The following is a 17744-nucleotide window of genomic DNA, read 5'->3' as shown; positions in this document are numbered from 1 at the left end:
TCAGCGCTTCGATTCCACCGAGTCCGGAGTGCGCGCAGGGACTTCCCCGACCTCGCTCCGCCTCGGCATCGCCCGATTCCTGCCGAGAGTGTAGAGCACCGGCAAGACGACCAGCGTCAACAAGGTGGACGAGATCACGCCGCCAATGACCACCGTGGCCAGCGGTCGCTGCACCTCGGCACCGATGCCGGTGTTGAGCGCCATGGGGACGAAACCCAAGCTCGCGACCAGAGCCGTCATGAGCACGGCGCGGAGTCGGGCCATGCTGCCGCGTTGCACCGCTTCCTCGACGCTCGAGCCTTCTTCTTCCAGGCGTCGGAACAGCGTCAGCATGACCATGCCGTTCAGAACCGCGACACCGGACAGGGCGACGAAGCCGACGCCGGCGGAGATGCTGAACGGGATGTTCCGCGCCCAGAGCGCCACGATGCCGCCGACGGCGGCGAAGGGTACTGCGGTGAACAGGCGCACCGCATCGAGCAAGCGCCCGTAGGTGAAGTAGAGAAGGATGAAGACGAGGGCCAGAGCCAGGGGCACGACCAAGAGCAGCCGGCGCTTGCCGCGCTCCAGGTGCTCGAACTGGCCGCCGAAGCGCACGTAGTAACCTGGGGGAAGCGGCACCTGCTGGGTGATGGCGGCCTGCGCTGCGGCGACGTAACCGCCCACGTCCCGCCCGCGAACGTTCGCTTGTACCACGATGCGCCGCTTGGCCCATTCGCGCTGGATCGTCGCCGGGCCCTCCGCCGTTTGCACCCGGGTGAGGGCGGCAAGGGGCAAGCGATCGCCGTTGGCCGCGGCCACGATCACCCGTCCGAGGGCGGCGGGATCTTCACGGTAGCGATCGTCCAGGCGGACGGTGATGGGGAAGCGCCGCTCCCCTTCCTGCAGCTCGCCGACGGGCCGCGTCCCGAGCGCCTCGATCACGGCGAGGACTTCGCGGGCGGCGATGCCGTGCCGCGCGATGGCCTCGCGATCCACCTCGATGCGGACCATGGGCTGGCCGGTGAGCTGCTCGGTGACCACGTCGGCGGCGCCGGGGATGCTCTTCAACACCCTCTCGATCTCTCGGGCCTTGGCCTTGAGGATCTCGAAGTCGTCACCGAAGAGCTTGACCCCGAGGTCGGAACGGATGCCGGCCACCATCTCGTTGACCCGCATCTCGATGGGTTGGGTGAACACCATGCGCATCCCCGGCAGGGACGACAACTCCACCTCCATCTCGCGCACGAGCTCGTCCTGGGTTCGCGCGCGTCGCCACTCCTGCTGCGGCCGCAGCACCAGGAAGACATCGGAGAGCTCCACGCCCATCGGATCCGTAGCGACCTCCGCCGTTCCCGTCCGTGTCCACACCCGTTCGATCTCGTCGGGGAACTTTTCGAGCAGGGCGCGTTCGATCCGCAGGCCGTAACGCACGGACTCGTCCACCGAGACGCCGGCGAGACGGACGGTGTTGATGACGATGGAGCCTTCCCGCAGCCGGGGCACGAATTCCGAGCCGAGACGTGAGGCCAGGTAGGCGGCGTACGCCAGCAACAGCAACACGAGAGCGAGCACGAGGCCGCGCCGGCGCAGCGCGAAGCCGAGAACCGGCCGGTACAGCCGCTGCAGCTGCCGGACCAAGGCGTTCTCCGTCGCCGGCAGGCGCTGGGGCAGGAGCAGGCTGGCGAGCACGGGCACCAAGGTGAGCGACAAGGCCACCGAGCCGAGGAGTGCGAAGATCACGGTGAGCGCCATGGGGCGGAAGAGCTTGCCCTCCACGCCTTCGAGGGCCAGGATCGGCAGGTACACGATCATGATGATGAGCTCACCGAACATGGTCGGCTTGCGCACCTCGATGGCCGCGTCGCGCACGACCTCGAGCCGGCTGCGCCGGCCTTGGCTTTCCCCTAGACGGCGGACGGCGTTCTCCACCTGGATGACCGAGCTGTCCACGAGGAGGCCGAAGTCGATGGCCCCGAGGCTCATGAGGCTACCGGCGATGCCGGCTCGCACCATGAGATCGAAGGCGCAGAGCATGGAGAGCGGGATCGCGGCGGCCACGAGCAACCCGGCGCGCAGATTGCCGAGGAAGGCGAAGAGCACGGCGACGACGAGGAGGGCGCCCTCGAACAGGTTTTTCTCCACCGTGTGGAGGACGCGCTCCACGAGCTCGGTGCGGTCGTACACCGTCGTCACCTCGACGCCCAGAGGTAGGCTCTTGCGGATCTCCTCGAGCCGGAGACGCAGGCGCTGGGCGATCTCATGGCTGTTCTCGCCCATGAGCATGAAGCCGAGGCCGAGGACGACTTCGCCCTTGCCGTCCGCGGTCACGGCACCGCGGCGGATCTCCCGTCCCTCGACCACCTGACCCAGGTCGTGGATGTGGATGGGAACGCCCTGTCGCGCCGCCACCACGATCTGCGCCACTTCCTCCGGGTGGGTGACGATACCGACGCCCTGGATGAGGCTCGACTCTCCCGCCTGGTCGAGGGTCCCGCCGCCGACATTGGCATTGTTCCCCTCCAGCGCTTCGATCACCTCGGAAAAGCTGAGGTCGTGCTTCTGCAGCTGCAGCGGATCGAGGCGCACCTGGATCTGCCGCTCGTCGCCGCCCCAGGTGTTCACCTCCGCCACCCCGGGCACGGAGCGCAGCTGCGGCTTGATGACCCAGTCTTGGATGGCTCGCAGCTCGGCGAGAGAGTGGTCCTTGCTCGTGACGAGGTAATGGAAGATCTCGCCGAGGCCGGTGGCGACGGGCCCGAGCTGAGGCTTGTCGATGCCTGGGGCCAGCGCCACCGTCTGCAGGCGCTCCATCACCACCTGGCGGGCGAGATAGATATCGGTGCCGTCCTCGAAGATCACCGTCACCTGCGAGAGGCCGAACTTGGAGAGCGACCGCACGTCGTGCAAGTGCGGCAGGCCGGAGATCGCCTGCTCGAGGGGGAAAGTGATCTGTCGTTCGATCTCCAGGGGGGAGAGCGATGGAGCCACGGTATTGATCTGCACCTGCACCGGTGTCGTGTCCGGGAAGGCGTCGAGCGGCAGGCGCCGGAAAGCATCGAGGCCGGCGACGACGAGGATCGCCCACGCCACGAGCACCACGAGCCGATGCTGGAGCGACCAGGTGATGATCCGATTCAGCATCGTTTTACTTCTTCACCTCGACCTCGCAGCAGCCGGCACCGATGCTTCCCTTCAGTGTTTCCGTCTTCAGGAGGAAGCTGCCTACGGTGACGACGGGTTCCCCTGGCCGGACGCCCTGGACGATCTCGATGCCCGCGTCGCCGGTCATGCCGAGACGGACGCGGCGCGTCTCGTACAGGTCTTCGGCGAGGCGCACGAAGACCACGGGGACACCTTTGGCGCGTTGCACCGCGGCGCGGGGCACGACGACCGAGGTGCGAAGATCACCGACGGCGATGCGCGCCCGCCCGTACATGTTCGCCCGCAGCAGTCCGTCCGGATTGGCGAGGCGGACGCGGGCCACGGTGGTGCGGGTCCTCGCATCCACAGAGGGCGCGACGTAGTCGATCTTTCCGGCGAACTCGCGCGCGCCGAGAGCGTCGAAACCCAAGCGCACCGGCTGGCCCACCTGGACCGAGGGCAGGACCGCTTCGGGGACGTCGATCTCCGCCCACATCCAGGATGGATCGACGATCTCGAAGAGACTTTCCTCCAAGTCGACCAGCGCGCCGATGCTGCCGCTGCGTTGGGTGACGATGCCGCCGAGGGGCGCCAGGAGCGTGTACGCCGATTCCCCGCCCGGCGTCCCCACGATGCGGAGCGCCCGGACCGCCGCCGCTTCCTCGGCCTTGGCCGCCTCCCACTCCTGCTGCGCGAGCTGCGCTTCCGTGGCCGGGACGATGCCCTTGTCCAGGAGATCCTTGGCGCGCTGGTAGGCCGCCTCCGTGACCTGGACGCGGACGCGCGCCGCCTGCAGCTTGGCCTGGTCGGCGCCCACCTCGGCGCTCTCGATCTCCGCCAGCGCCGCGCCGCGACGCACCTTGCTCCCCACATCCACGTGGATGGTGCGGATCACGCCCGGAGCGCGGGCGTTCACCCGCGCCACGCGCGTCGCGTCGTAGACGAGCCGCGCCACCGCCGCTACGCCGTCCTGGGTCGGGGCCTCTGTCGCGGTCGCGATCTCGATCCCGGCCAGGCGCGCGGTCTCCTTGGTCTTGAAGCGGATCTTCGTGCCGTCGGCAGGCGCCTCTTCCAGGGACACCTCGGCGGCGGGCTTGCCGCCGCGCTCCGGATGGCAAAGCGGGCAGAACGACTCGGGGAAACCGTGCTCGGCGCACCAATCCCCCTTGGCCTGGAAGACCGGGACGAGCGCCGGATTGCACTTCGTGCACACCGCTTCGAGAACACCGTGCTCGCGGCAAAAACCGGCCTCGACGGTGCTCGCCTGCGGCGCACCCACGCCTGCCTGTTCCCGAGGCGCTTCTTCCTTGCCACAGGCCACGGCGGCCAACAATGCGCCGGCGGCGAGAATCTCCCTCCAGCGCATGCTCAGCCCCCCGTCCGCTTGGCCGGGCGCTCGAGTCTCAAGTCGGGATTGCACTGGCGGCACTGCGACTCGGGCAACCCGTGCTCCGCGCACCAGTCTCCCGTCGCCTTGAACGCCGCGACCAGGGTCGGATTGCACCGCGTGCACAGGGATTCCGGAACCTGGTGCTCCTCGCACCAGTCCGCGTGGGAGCCGGCTACGGCCCCGGAATCGGCGTGAGAGCGCCCGTCTCCAGAGTCGGTGTTTGCGGTCGCTTCGCCAGGGCTCTCCGCCGGCTTCGGTGCCTCCGCTTGCCTTTCCCCGCTGGTGCTCGAGCTGCGATCACCACAACCCGGCAGCGCCAGGGATAGAAGTGTGGCCAGGAGCGCGTGTCTCCACATGGTCGTCCTTTCGAGTCAGCTCTGGATGCCCGCGAATGGTGGCGGCGCGACACGGCACGGCCTCGAAGGCCGGATGGGCCGCAGCGCGCTTGCCTGCGCCAGCGTCTGCCGGGCCTACCCGATCAAGGCGGGCAGGACTTCCCGGCCACTTCGAGAGCTAGGCGCGGGTCCGCAACCCAGACTCGGATCGCTCAACCGAGATGCATGGGGCCGGATGGTTTCGGGACGTGGAGGATCTCACGCGGGTGGATCGAGGCGAAGGATGCGACCGTGCTCGGGGGGAGCGGATCGCGCGACAGATCCGCCGGCAGGTCGAGCCCCTGCTCTTGCAAGAAGCCCTGGGAGGAGTGGCAGCACGGACAGAGCGCACAAGGGGTTCCGGACGCTGCCTCTTCGTCCGCGCAGGTCGCGACGCAATCTTCCGTGCCTGCGAGGCCGAAAGTGCCGGTGACCAGACCGGTGAAGACGGTGGCGAGAACGATCAACAGTGCCTTCGTCATCATCCCTCGCCTCCTAGCGAGGCGCGCGAACCGGTGCGCTCGAACCGAAGCATAGCATGACCGCCCCCCCTTGCGCCTCGTTCAGCTCGACCTTAAGGTATTCCTTGAAGCCTGTACGACAAGGAGGGCCTTTTTTCGGGAGCGTTCACAATGTGCAAACGCTATATGTTTGTCGCCTGTCTCGCACTGATACTCGCTCTGCCAGGCTGCGGCGACGAGGATAGCCCGATTGGCATCAGTACAGGCTCGGTCGAGGGAGTGCTCACGGAGATCGAGAGCGGGGCGCCGGTGCCCGACGCTCGCGTGTCGCTCTGGGAACCGGCAACGCTGCGCGCTGGCCCTCTCTCTACGCCGACCAACGCGACGGGGAGTTACCGGGTCGACCTGGTGGCTCCCGGCGACTACGTCCCTGTCATCTACCACAAGAACATGGTCATCTTCGGACGGACCGGTTCGCTCTTGCATGTCCGCGCCGGGCAGGTCGTTCGGCACGACCTGCGACTGCAGGCGAGCGGGCTCTGGACCGGAGAGGGCGCGAGGATCAACGGAACGGTTCTGGATGCGAATACTGGGGAGCCTGTCCCGGGCGCTCACGTCGGGGTCACGAGCTGGGCATTGGGAGGCGTGGACGTCGAAGTACCGTTCTTCGGCACCACGATACCCGAGTTGGGTGTCACCGACGAACTCGGCCGCTTCACGCTCATCACTCAGCCAAGCGAAGGCACGGGAGCCCTCTATTTTCCACCGTTCAGCGTGACGAAGTCCGGTTACAAGCCGTACACGATGGTCGGCCGAGGGCCAGCGTACGTGCCCGGATTGCCGGAGTTCGGCACCATGATCCCAGCGCCGCTGGATTCGGTCCTGAATGTCGAGATCCGACTCCATCCCGACCCGCTGGGCACCGGGCTCGGTGTCGTGCGCGGCCGAGTGATGTTCGCGGGCCAGCCGGTCCCGGGCGTACCCGTCGGACTGTCTCTCGCTGCCGTCGCCGCACCGGACACCTTTTCGCCCACGGTGCGGAAGGCAGGAAGGGACGGGATCGAAACGCCTCTCCCTGATCACACCGCCCTCTCGGATCCGTCCGGGGCCTTCGAGATCGACGCGATCCCGTTCGGAACCTACGTCGTCATCAGCGCCTATCTGGCCAACGACGGCTACAGGGCTTTGGCGCGAGACGAGGATCGACCCATCGTCACACTGACGTCTTCCACACCTGTCGACGTGGGCGACTTGCACCTCGCCAAGGCACTGCAACCGCTGAACCCGCCCGACGGCTCGCTCAGCGCCGAGCCTAGTCCCGAGATCCGCTGGGAGCCTTTGACCGGCCTGCCCGAGGGCTACACGCTGGTCGATTACCAATTGATCATCGATGACGACTACACGCTGGATATCATGGTCCACACGCAGGAACCCCGCTGGCAGGTTCCGGTGCGCATCCGCCCCAACGCCCACATGCGCTGGCTTGTTCAGGCACGTGTCGTTCAATCCGGTTCTGCGGACACACTGAGTATGGGGGTGACCGAACGGGCGGCGACCTTCACGGTGGGGTCCCCCGTGACCGTCACGGTCAGCCCGGGGACGAGCCCCACCTTTTCCTGGACGCCCTCCGAAGCCGGCTCCTGGCTCTCTGTGGAAGCCGTGGAGGATGGTGCCGATCAATGGGTCATCACCACGGATAGCACGAATGCCATCGTGCCACCGGTTCGCTACGGCATCGTGCCCGAGGGAGCGAGGGAACTTCGGGCCCCGGTCGCGCTCACGCGGGGCACGACGTACCTCTTGCTGCTGGTGCGGAATGCGGATGCGGGTGGATTCGAATACCTCGCCATCCACCGGTTCACGCCCTGACCATTCGTCGTCCCTCGCGTCCCAAAACGTGTTCGGCGGCCTTGGTGCGAGATCGTCACTCTTCTGATGAATGGAGCGCCCCATGCCAGATGAATCGCAGCAGCCAGGCGTGTCGGGTAGGGGAGGATCTGTCTCGATCCCGCTGGGGATCGCGTTCGGTGTGGTAGCAGGGGTCATCGGTGGGGCGACGACCGGCAAGTGGGGCGTTTGGCTCCCCATCGGGATCGCAGTGGGTCTGGCCCTCGGTGTCGCCGTGGCCCGGCGCACAATGGGCAAGCGGCCACCCGGGGAGCCGCTGCGCTGAAGACCCATCCTTAGGCTTCTCGCTCCACTCATTCGTTCGGCACGGTCGATGCGCCGTTCGATCGTGAACTTCGTTTACAGTGTCCGTCACCAGCATTGACAGTCCCGCACGCTTCGACCTTCATAACTCAAGGTTTTCCACCGACTCGCTCCTCGGCACGGTTCTTCCTTCGAGAGGAATCGGCATGTCACCATCGACTCAGGCGCTGCGTTGGCATCAAAACCACTTCCGGTGTGAGCCGGGTGACCCCGTGAGGCGCCTGGCGGCTGGAATCCCTCACCGTTCACCAAGGTGCGAGGTTTGGTGGGCGAGCCACCGAGACCGCTCTCTTTTCTCCAAGGAGTCGGCCGTTTGCGTAGCGAGCCATCGGGACCTCTCATCGTTCTCCAAAGTGCTGACCTTTCGTTGGCCGAGCGACCGGGACCGCTCACTTTTCTCCAAGGAGTCGGCAGTTTGGGTAGCGAGCCATCGGGACCTCTTATCGTTCTCCAAAGTGGTGACGTGTTCGGTGGCCGAGCGACTGGGACCTCTCATCGTTCTCCAAGGGGGTGACAGGTTCGGTGGCCGAGGACCGGGACCCCTGATCAGGGCAGGACCGACGCGAGCAGGCTTGCATTCACCATCCCGGGGTGCATCTTTGCGACATACCCGGCCCTTCCAGGCACGACCCGGGAAGGCGGCGCGCGGGAATGCACCGGGGGGCTTCCCGGTAGTAGGGGCGCGCAGGCCACAGGCCCGGCTGGGTCCACCCGGCGGCCTGGCCTGATACAAGTCCACCTCATGACCGGGAGGAGCCCCATGTGCGCCACCCTCGGGCGCGGGGCGAAGCGATCGGCCGCAGCGCCGTCGCATCTGCACCAGCCCAAGACTGAGCCCCCACCCAGCGTCCCGTCGCGGATCCTGCGTTCGTCCAGGATGCCCCGACTTTCTCGCCTTATGGCCGCCCTCGCCCTCTTGCCTGCGGCGAGTTGGGCGCAGCCCCCGGCGCCCCAAGAGCGCCCAGGGCAGCCACAACAAGCCCCCGAAGGAGAGCAGAAGATCCGCACCGATGCGGAAGCGCCGGTCTTCCCGCTGCGGCACACCGATGTGCGAGTCGAGATCTCCGGCAGCATCGCCCGCGTGCTCGTCGAGCAGATCTTCCAGAATCCCTACGACCGTCCCATCGAGGCGGTGTACGTGTTCCCGCTCCCGAACCGCGCCGCGGTGGACGAGATGGAGATCCGCATCGGCGACCGGGTGGTGCGCGGCGAGATCCGCAAGCGCGACGAGGCCCGGCAGATCTACGAGCAGGCGCGGCGCGAGGGCCGCGTCGCCGCCCTCCTCGATCAGGAGCGCCCCAACATCTTCACCCAGCAGGTGGCGCACATCCTACCGGGGCACGAGATCCGCGTTCGCATCCGTTACGTCGAGACGCTGCCCTACGAAAACGACGCCTACGAGATGGTCTTCCCCACCGTCGTTGGGCCGCGATTCATCCCCGGCGTCCCCCTCGGAGCTCCTCGCGTGGAGCCTGCCTCCGCCGGCGGTGCGGGGAATCACGGCCCCGGCGGACCCGGCGACACGGGAGAGTCCGGAACCGCGGACATCTCGCTACCTGGTGGTCACCGACAGACCGGCAGCGGCTGGGCACCGGACACGGACCGCGTCCCCGATGCATCGCGCATCACGCCTCCTGTCGTCCCGCCTGGCCAGCGCAGCGGCCACGACATCGACATCCGCGTCGATCTCGATGCCGGCGTGCCGCTCGCGGCGATCGAAGTGCCGAGCCACGCCGTGGACATCGAGAGGCAGGGGCGGAACCGGGGGCGGATCGTGCTCCGCCCGACCGACACGCTCCCCAACAAGGATTTCGTTCTGCGCTACCGCGTCGCCGGCACGGTCCCGGAGTTCGGTTTCCTCGCCCACCGCGACGGCGACGGGGAGCCGGGCTACTTCGCCCTGCACCTCGTGCCCGAGCTCGAGGTGAGCGCCCGCGAGGCGCGCCCGAAGGAAATGATCTTCCTTCTCGACACCTCCGGCTCCATGCGCGGCGAGCCGCTCGCCCGCTCCAAGGCCGCCATGCGCTGGGCCATGCAGCACCTGGGACCCGACGACACCTTCCAGATCATCCGCTTCTCGGAAGCAGCCTCGTCCTTCGCCGCCGGACCGGTGGCGAACACACCCGAGCAGGTGCAGCGGGGGCTCGTCTATGTCGAGCAGCTCGAGGGCGAAGGCGGCACACACATGCTGGCAGGCATCCTGGCGGCGCTTCGCATTCCGCCCGATCCGGCGCGACTGCGCGTCGTCTGCCTGCTCACCGACGGCTACATCGGCAACGAGACGGAAATCCTCGCCGCCGTGCGCCAGGAACTCGGTGAGGCCCGTCTGTTCTCCTTCGGCATCGGTTCGAGCGTGAATCACTACCTCCTGGACGAGCTCGCCCTGGAGGGCCGGGGCGCGGTGGACTACATCGCCCTCGACGGTGACACGCGGCCGCTGGTGGAGCGCTTCTATGCGCGCATTGCCCGCCCCCATCTCACCGACCTCAGTCTCGACTGGGGCGATCTGCAGGTCGAAGGCATGGTCCCCGAACGGCTGCCCGACCTCTTCGCCGGGCAGACGCTCGTGGTTTCAGGACGCTACCGCGCTGCCGGCAGGGGCGAGATCCTCCTCCGCGGCAAAATCGGGCGGCGCCATTTCGAACGCCGACTGGCCGTGGTCCTTCCCGCCAAAGAGAGCCAAAACGGCGCCCTCGGCACGCTCTGGGCCCGGCGGCGCATCGAGGCCCTGACGCGCCTCATGGTGCGAGGGGAGCAGGAGCCCTACGTCCGCGAGCTGACCGAGACGGCGCTCGCCTTCCACCTGGTGAGCCGCTACACCTCCTTCGTCGCCGCAGACAACCAGGTCGTTTCCAAAGACGGCGAGCCCATGCTCGTCCCGCAGCCCGTGGACATGCCGGAGGGTGTGAGCCACGAGGGCGTCTTCGGTGTGCAGACGCAGGGGATTTCGGGCATGACCGGTGCGGCACTGAACACAGGCACCGTGGTCCAGAGTGGCGAGCTGCACGTGCGCGGCGGGCGGTCGGGCATAGTGACTACACGTATCCAGCCGAATCTACCGCCCACTGTGGCGGCTCCTGCGCCCACTTCGGCACCTGGCATCGGTACGTTGGCGTCGGCGCTCGAGAAGAGCGAGGAGAGCTCCCGGGTCGACACGGTCGAGCGCCGTCTCGCTCCCGGAACGCTCGAAGTACAGATAACCATCGACCGGCAGAGGTTGCTGGTCGGCGAACGCGGCCACCTTCGTCTCACGGTGCGGAACCGGAGCGCGGCTGGCGTCCAGGTTCCCGAGGTAGTCACCTGGAACGACGTGCAGGTACGCATCACCCACAACGGCAAGTCGGTGACGGCGGCACCTTCGGGCCACGGGCGCGGGAGCGGCAGTGTTCTGCTCGCACCGGGCGAGACGCGCACCTATGAGCTCGTCCTGGACGAAGCACCGGGTCACACATTCGCCGCCGCGGGGCGCTTCGAGATCGAGATGGTGGAAATTGGTTCCCTGCTGCTTCCCGAGCCGCACCCACGCGCCACAGTGCGCATCGAGTAGGCGCGAGCGCCCCGAAGCTCGATCGGGTGTTCATGATTCACATGAGGGCGCCTCAAAGGGGCGCCCTCATGCCTGCAAGCCGGAGAGCGCGCCGCCTGGCTCGATGTCCACTGGTTCCCTGCAGTGCACGAAGACCCGCGCCGACTTGGTGCCGAGCAGGGTCCACGCGGCTCCCTCGACCCTGAGAATGCTGCCTTCGCGCAGAGCGAGAACGGGAAGACCCGGATTGCAAGCGATGAACTCGAGGAGCCGCTCGGCACGGGTCTCGCCAGCATGCTCCGGGATCTGCGCATCGGTGTAATGCGGGTTGATCTGGAAGGGTATGAGGCCGAGGGCGCGCAAGCTCGGCGGCTCGACGACGGGCATGTCGTTCGTCGTCCGCACTGTGGGGCAGGCCACGTTGGCGCCGGCACTCCAGCCGATGTACGGCATCCCGGCCATGCCCCGCTCGCGGATGGGCTCGAGCAAGCGCCGCTGGTACAGCTCCTCCAGCAGTCGGAAGGTGTTGCCGCCACCGACCGCGATGGCTGCAGCAGAGCGCACCGCGGCCTCGGCATTCGCGACTGTATGAATGGAACGCACGCGATAACCCAAGGGGGCGAGACCCGCCTCGACGCGCGCGGCGAAAGCATCGTAGGGGAAGCGCACCGCCGCGAAGGGGACGAAGAGCACCTCCCGCACCTCGCGGCCCAGGAACGTCTCGATGCTGCCGGTGGCATGCTGCAAGAAGCCGCCGCCGAAGTTGGTGGAGTTGCTGAGCAAGAGCAAGCGGGGGGCGGTCATGGGGTCATCCTAGGGTATTCCGTTCGTGAGCTCGACCGTGCCAAGCTCGGCGACAAGCCGCGGGTGGCAAACGCACGAACCAGTGCCTGCCGGCCATGGACGCCGCGGGCGCCCGGTTCCACCGCGGGCGCCCGCTGACGTTCGATTCCTTGTTCCACCGCCCAGCGAGCTCCGACTCGGCGCGGCGATCACCCTGCCACCGTCACTTCTTGGCCAAGGACATCTTCACCGGTTCCCAGATCGCCTTCAGGCCGGCGACCTGATCGGACTTGAGGCCGACTTCGCTGGCTGCCGCGGTCAGGCTCGAGCCGACGGCGTCGACCCCCGCCGCATCCAGCTTCTTGTCCTTCAAGGCACCCTGGAGATCCGTGCCCTTCTCGAAAGCGTAGCCGCCCGTCTTGGCGATGCTGTTGTAGAGACCCATCTTCGTTTGCTTGATGCCTTCGCTCCCGAGAGCTTGGCTGAGCATGGAATTGGCACTCATGTTCCTACCGAAGCTGTCGATGAGCTTCGACACGCCGGTGACACCTCCGAGCGTGCCCCACAGCCCACCGCCGACGTCTTTGGACCCGGCGCAGGAGAGGACGCAAGACAGGGCGAGAACGATGGGCAACGCGAATCTCTTCGAACGCATGATATGCGGACCTCCCGTGAGTTGGGGGCTCCTCGAGGCACAAGAGATGCCGCATTGTCCAGCCCGACCCCGCGCCTGTCAACCCGGCAGGCAGGAGATCAGAACGCCAGTTCCTCCCCCGGGATGAAGCGCCGTCGCGGATCCGGAAGTTGCAGCCAAGCGTCGTCCCACTCCTTGATCACTTCGATGCGCTCGAAACGCAGTCGTCCATCGAAAACGCCATCCATGAACATCTCGATGTCTGCCGGCACCTGCACGGCCCCGGCCTTCTCGAAGCCGTGGTACACGAACTTCCGCACCACGTCTTTCTTCGTGCCCATCCCCTCGGCCTCGGTGCCGGGAAACTCGAGGGCCACGAGACGGCCATTGTCCTTGGCGAGGGAGAGAACGGCCTTACCACGCCCGTCACGCACCTCCACCCGCCACACCGCGGCACCGGCCTCCTCCCCTTCGCCTGCAACGACGGGATCGAGCGACAGCGCCTGCAGCAGGAAGGGCAGTCGGTGCGCGGCGCGTTCACGATTCTCGTCCAGGGGGATGTCGTCCCAGGTGGAGCGCGAACGGCGTTTGCACATCGTGCCGTCGTACATCGTCACCGTGGTCCTGGTGCTCCCGCGAAACTCGAAAGCGACCTCGGTCCGGAGGGCGCCGTCGGCGCGCTCGTAATAGACCGCATCCATGGCCCGACCCACGAGCCGCCCGCCACCTTCATAAGTGCCGCTTGCCTTCCAATGCGGCATCGCCTGCAAGGCGGCGCGTCCGCCGTGGAAGGCGATGGCTTTTTCGAGCAAAGCGCGCGCCTCCGACGCCTCCGCCCGGAGGGGAACGGCGCCCAGGAACAGGAGCGCCAAGCACGCCGTCGGTGTGGTGAGCCTCGCCGCCACTCGGCGGCTCTGGATGTTCCGGTGGTTCACTGGCCGCCCTCCTTCTTCTCGCTGTTCGGCTTGCCGTGCGGTGCCACGCTCCCGTCCGCCGGCGCTGCATCCGGTGTCGGGGCCTCCGGACTCGCCGACTGCGCGCCGGTGTTCCCCGCTGCTCCTGCCTTCGCCGCGGCACCGGCGGCGGCGTCGGCGCCTGCAGAGGTTCCCTGCGCCGCACTCGCGTCCGCGGCTCGCGCTTCCGGCGTGACCACGGGCTTCGTTTCCCGCTTGGGTGCGATCGCCTTCCACGCTCCTGCCGGCACGTCGAGCGGCGCCGGCGTCGAGCGCCCGGACGCCACCTCGGCGCTCACGAGGAAAGCGAGACGCGCTGCCTTCTCCACCTTTCCCGGCAGCACCTTGTCGGCGGTGTCGCCGGGCTCGTGGTAGTCCTCGTGGGTGCCGGAAAAGAGGGACGCCGTCGGGATGCCACCCAACCAGAGGCTGCCGTTGTCGCTGCGGCTCGCCCCGGCGCCGGCATCGTCGTTCAGGGCGAAGCCGACCTCGGAGGCGAAGCGATCGAAGAGGGCGGTCAATTCGGGCGTCTCCGTCCGGCCCACGACAGACATTTCGCCCTCCTTGTTGCGACCCAGCATGTCGAGGTTGATCCCCGCCACGATCTTGTCGAGGGGCACGGCGGGCTTGCGCACGAAGTAGGCGCTGCCGAGGAGACCTTTCTCCTCCGCGCCCCAGCCGACGAAGAGAAGGCTACGAGCCGGTGCCGGCGACAGCGAGGCGAAGGCCTCGGCGATCGCCACCACCGCCGCCGTGCCCGAGGCGTTGTCATCGGCACCAGGGTGAATCTCCGCGGTGCGGCGGTCCTTGCCGACGTGGTCGTAGTGCCCGCCGACGAGGACGTATTCCTTCGCGAGCTCCGGATCGGAGCCCGGGAGGATGGCGAGGACGTTGCTCGTCGGCTGCCGCTCCACCTCGACCGCATGGACGAAGCGCACCGTGACCGCGGGCACCGCGAAGGCTTTCGATCTGCGCCCCGCGTCGAGATCCCGTTGCAGGGCCTTCCAGTCCCGCCCCGCATCGAGCCAGCGCAGCAGCTCCTGCGAAGCGTGCGCCGCCAGGACGCCGAGGGGCTGGTTCAACCCGTCGACGCTCGCGGTGCCGCGCGGCCGGGCGGGATCGTCCTTCGGCAGCTTGCGTTCCTCCGCGGTCAAGTAGGTCCAGCCACCCAAGGAGTTCGAAGGATTGGACTGCACCTCGTGGAGCAGCGGATCGTCCACCACGAGGAGCGCCACGGCGCCGCGCGCGGCGGCGACACGCGCCTTCTGCCGCAGCGAAGCATGCAGTGTCATCTCCCGGCCCTCGAAGAACTTGCTGCCTGACTTGCCGTCTTCGTCGGGCTCGTGCCGCAAGACGACCACCACTTTGCCCTTGGCGCCGTTGGCGCCGAGGGCGGCGTAATCGTCCCATTTGTATTCCGGCGCGACGATGCCGTAGCCGGCGAACACGACCGGCGCTTCGACGCTGCCGATCTCGGAGAACGAGAGCGGCACCCAGTCCGTGCGCAGCGCCAAGGGGCGTGAGGAGGTGGCGCTCCCGCTGCGGCGCGTGAGCGTCAGCTCCTCTTCCGGCGCCAAGGTGCGCCGGACGAGATCGAAGCGTTGCAGGTAGCCGTCCTTCGACCCGGCGCGGAGACCCGCGGCCTGGAAACGGGAGACGAGGTAGTCCGCCGCCACCTCGGCGCCGCGTTCGCCGGCGTCGCGCCCTTCGAGGCGCGGCGAAGCCAGGAAGCGGATGGTGGCGATGATCTCGTCCGCATGGATGCGTTGACATGCCGCCTTCACCTCGGCGGGAAGCTCGACCGCTGCCGGCTTGACCTCGCCGGCCGGCGGGGCTGGGGGTCGCGCCGACGACGGGGCGGGGCGCGGGGACGGCTGGGCCGCGACGGTGAACGGTGTCACGGCGAGAGTGAGCGTCGCTACCCCGGCGATGCAGGCGGCGGCAACATGCGATTGGAGCGTTTTCGTGGGCATACACACCCCTTGTGGAGAACGATCGCCTCCTCAGAGTACCCGAAATCGCTGCTGACCGGGAGCACTCGTCTCGCTGCTGGCTGCCGCGGAATCTGACCGTGGTATGCTGACTTTTCGCCTCGCTTTGTCGTTCCCCCTTCGAGTCATGCGGCGCTCGGCGCCCTGCACCTGGTGTGCACTTACCAATTCGAAGCGGCCGGACCGGACTCCACCCGCCTCACCTTCTCGGCGCATGCGACTGGCGAATTCGAAGACGGCTGGCCAGCCGCGGTGGACGGCGTCTGGCGGCATTTCCTCTTCGAGCGTTTCAAACCCTACGTCGAGAGGGGCGAGCACCTGAAGGCAGCGAAGACGAAGCAGGACTGAAGAGGAACGCGCCGTTGACAGTCAAAACGAGCAGGTGTTGGCGGGACCGGTGGCGACGGTTGCAGTCAGGACATCTCCGTCCGGATTACCGTCATTCCCCAGGACGCCTGGCGTCGCCACCTGGAGGGGAACATCCTCGTCCCGCTTCTCATTGTAAAACGAAGGTTGCGGGATGAGCGCTGCTCTTTCCGCTGCTGTCGTCGAGATTCCTCGCAGACCCTCGTCGGGGTGGAAGGTGGAGACTCCCCAACCTTGCCAGCGACCTCGATTGCGCCAGGCCACCCAGTGATGACCGGCCAGGCCGGCTTGCGCCGGTCCGAGGCAGGCGCGATCATGGGAACAGGGAACCACGAGGGGTTGGGCCGCTCGAACCGGGCTTAGGGGAACCCATGCACCGACAGGAAGAGCGAAGGCGGGGCCTGACGTTGCACCCGTCCCTCGATCGTCGCTACGAGCACGCCGATCTCACCTCGCACCGGCACAAGAACCGGCGGCGCCGGCGTTTGACCTTCCTGGCCGAGAAGTCCGTGCAGGCGATGGTGGCGCACTACGCGCGGGAGCTCGAGGCGGAACCGGCGGAGTTCGAGGCCTTCGCTGCCGAGGTGGGACGGCGCCTGCGTCTCGAGCTGCAGCCGGAGTGGACGCTCGACCTGGCCGAGACTCGCGCTCTGGCTCTGGCGGAGGCGCTGTTCGTCGAGCTGGAAGTAGAGTCTGAAACGCCGCGCCCGGAGGACGACCCGGACGAACCGGGACGCGCTCCGGGCACGGGGTCCACCTGAAGCTCAGGGCGCGATGGTGATCGCCACGCTCCCTTGCGGCGGCGCATCGGGTTCCACGGCGCTCTGCGCCTGGATGCGGGCCGGATCACCGATCACGAGCGACCCGAGTTGCTGCACGAGCGTCTGCGACAATGCATTCGCCACCTCGAAGCTGCGTGCCGTCGCCTTCACCTGGATCGGCTGCTGCGTGCGCGGTGACTGATTGATCCAGCTCGCCGCCTCGAGGACGATGGGAGCCGGTGCTGTACCCGGCCGGTTCGCCGCCGGGCCTCCGAGCCGCTCGCCGGCAAAGAGGAGCACCAGCGCCTGCGGCGTCTCGCGCCGATAGGAAGGCAGCTGGAAACCGTCGCCGACGAAGTTACGCTTGTTGCCCGCCCGGTCGAAGGCCTCGAAAACGTAAGAGTAGGTCAGGCCCGGCTGGCAGGGCTTGCCCGTCGCATTGAGACCGTTCCATTCGATCTCCTTGGGGGGCGAGCCGGTGCCTTTGAACTCCACGACCTGTTCGCCCCGCGAGTCCACCACCGCCAGCCGCCAGCGCTCCACCCCGGTCACCGCCGGATGGAAACGCGCCACCGGCCCGGTGGTCATCTCGTCGAGCCAGGGCCGCCCCTGGTAGGGTGTGCGCACCAGCGCCGAGGTCTGCAGATACGGCCTCACCAGCTCCGGCTTCTCGCGGTCGAGGATCTCTTGCGAATCCCCGAGTTCCAACCCGGGGCTCTGGCGCGGGTCGAGCTGGAGATCGAGCGGCGGGCGCTCGAACTCGATGCGGATGCGATCCTCCCCTTCCACCGTGAGGCTGCCGAACGCAGTGCCTTCCTGACCGGCGGGTAGGGTCATCTTCGGCTTCGCTGCGCTCTTGCCGGGATTCGGGGGCGCCGGTGTGGTGTCTTCGGCCTTGGGCGCCGCGGCGGTCTTGGCCGGCGACGCTTTCGCCTTGGCCTTGGTCGCCGGTGCCGCAGGCTTGGAGTCGGTACTCTTGGCCGTCTGGCTCACCGACTTGGACGGTGCACTCGACGACGCTGCCGTCGTGGCCTTCGCCGTGGGTGCCGCCGCCTTGGCCTGGCTCGTGGTGCTGTCGCTCTTGGCGAGCTTCGCGTCCAGCGCGACCGGCGTGAGCCAGAGCGTGGCGGTCATGGCCGCAGCGATCCATGGAACTCGTTGCACCGTCATC

The 17744-nt window shown here is 67.6% G+C and carries 12 protein-coding genes; 4 read left to right on the top strand and 8 right to left on the bottom strand.

Features of this window, described 5'->3' with window-relative positions:
- The 3 genes from VFE28_08975 to VFE28_08965 all read right to left on the bottom strand — a co-directional run bounded on the left by VFE28_08975 (position 1) and on the right by VFE28_08965 (position 5372).
- Positions 1–3123: a CusA/CzcA family heavy metal efflux RND transporter gene (locus VFE28_08975; GenBank protein ID HZM16120.1), complete on the bottom strand. Its 3123-nt coding sequence runs from the start codon at positions 3121–3123 to the stop codon at positions 1–3.
- 4 nt (positions 3124–3127) lie between these two features.
- Positions 3128–4489, bottom strand: coding sequence for an efflux RND transporter periplasmic adaptor subunit (locus tag VFE28_08970; GenBank protein ID HZM16119.1), 1362 nt, complete (start codon positions 4487–4489; stop codon positions 3128–3130).
- 571 nt (positions 4490–5060) lie between these two features.
- Entirely contained in the window at positions 5061–5372 is a 312-nt protein-coding gene (locus VFE28_08965; GenBank protein HZM16118.1) for a hypothetical protein, read from the bottom strand.
- Between the two features lie 621 nt (positions 5373–5993).
- On the opposite strand from VFE28_08965, the gene VFE28_08960 reads away from it, so the two are divergent.
- Together VFE28_08960 and VFE28_08955 are read left to right on the top strand one after the other, a co-directional pair.
- Entirely contained in the window at positions 5994–7217 is a 1224-nt protein-coding gene (locus VFE28_08960) for a hypothetical protein (protein HZM16117.1), read from the top strand.
- 1240 nt (positions 7218–8457) lie between these two features.
- Complete coding sequence (locus VFE28_08955; GenBank protein ID HZM16116.1) at positions 8458–11106, top strand: VIT domain-containing protein; 2649 nt, start codon at positions 8458–8460, stop codon at positions 11104–11106.
- A gap of 66 nt (positions 11107–11172) precedes the next feature.
- On the opposite strand, the gene pepE is transcribed toward VFE28_08955, so the two are convergent.
- The 4 genes from pepE to VFE28_08935 all read right to left on the bottom strand — a co-directional run bounded on the left by pepE (position 11173) and on the right by VFE28_08935 (position 15428).
- Positions 11173–11889: a dipeptidase PepE gene (pepE, locus tag VFE28_08950; protein HZM16115.1), complete on the bottom strand. Its 717-nt coding sequence runs from the start codon at positions 11887–11889 to the stop codon at positions 11173–11175.
- A 202-nt stretch (positions 11890–12091) separates the two neighbouring features.
- A complete protein-coding gene (locus VFE28_08945; GenBank protein HZM16114.1) occupies positions 12092–12523 on the bottom strand; it encodes a hypothetical protein in 432 nt (143 codons plus the stop codon).
- 98 nt (positions 12524–12621) lie between these two features.
- Positions 12622–13437 carry a hypothetical protein gene (locus VFE28_08940; protein HZM16113.1) on the bottom strand — a complete coding sequence of 272 codons (816 nt, stop codon included), beginning with the start codon at positions 13435–13437 and terminating at the stop codon, positions 12622–12624.
- Complete coding sequence (locus VFE28_08935) at positions 13434–15428, bottom strand: M28 family peptidase (protein HZM16112.1); 1995 nt, start codon at positions 15426–15428, stop codon at positions 13434–13436. Before VFE28_08935 ends, VFE28_08940 begins: the two co-directional genes overlap by 4 nt.
- Before the next feature lie 171 nt (positions 15429–15599).
- Between VFE28_08935 and VFE28_08930 the strand changes: the two genes are divergently transcribed.
- Positions 15600–15794 (top strand): hypothetical protein, encoded by a 195-nt coding sequence (locus VFE28_08930; protein ID HZM16111.1) that lies wholly within the window; start codon positions 15600–15602, stop codon positions 15792–15794.
- 389 nt (positions 15795–16183) lie between these two features.
- On the top strand, positions 16184–16573 hold the full coding sequence (locus VFE28_08925; GenBank protein HZM16110.1) for a hypothetical protein: 390 nt from the start codon (positions 16184–16186) through the stop codon (positions 16571–16573).
- Positions 16574–16576: 3 nt separating this feature from the next.
- Here the strand turns inward: VFE28_08925 and VFE28_08920 are convergent, their stop codons facing one another.
- On the bottom strand, positions 16577–17737 hold the full coding sequence (locus VFE28_08920) for a hypothetical protein (GenBank protein ID HZM16109.1): 1161 nt from the start codon (positions 17735–17737) through the stop codon (positions 16577–16579).
- Positions 17738–17744: the final 7 nt, after the last annotated feature.

This window comes from Candidatus Krumholzibacteriia bacterium (genome assembly GCA_035649275.1).
GTDB lineage: Bacteria > Krumholzibacteriota > Krumholzibacteriia.
Note: the sequence above shows the minus strand (reverse complement) of the source record. Positions and strands in the feature narration are given on the sequence as shown.

Coding starts and splice junctions, on each gene's coding strand:
- VFE28_08975 (HZM16120.1), bottom strand. CDS start 3,123: ATGCTGAATCGGATCATCACCTGGTCGCTCCAGCATCGGCTCGTGGTG.
- VFE28_08970 (HZM16119.1), bottom strand. CDS start 4,489: ATGCGCTGGAGGGAGATTCTCGCCGCCGGCGCATTGTTGGCCGCCGTG.
- VFE28_08965 (HZM16118.1), bottom strand. CDS start 5,372: ATGATGACGAAGGCACTGTTGATCGTTCTCGCCACCGTCTTCACCGGT.
- VFE28_08955 (HZM16116.1), top strand. CDS start 8,458: ATGGCCGCCCTCGCCCTCTTGCCTGCGGCGAGTTGGGCGCAGCCCCCG.
- pepE (HZM16115.1), bottom strand. CDS start 11,889: ATGACCGCCCCCCGCTTGCTCTTGCTCAGCAACTCCACCAACTTCGGC.
- VFE28_08945 (HZM16114.1), bottom strand. CDS start 12,523: ATGCGTTCGAAGAGATTCGCGTTGCCCATCGTTCTCGCCCTGTCTTGC.
- VFE28_08935 (HZM16112.1), bottom strand. CDS start 15,428: ATGCCCACGAAAACGCTCCAATCGCATGTTGCCGCCGCCTGCATCGCC.
- VFE28_08925 (HZM16110.1), top strand. CDS start 16,184: ATGCACCGACAGGAAGAGCGAAGGCGGGGCCTGACGTTGCACCCGTCC.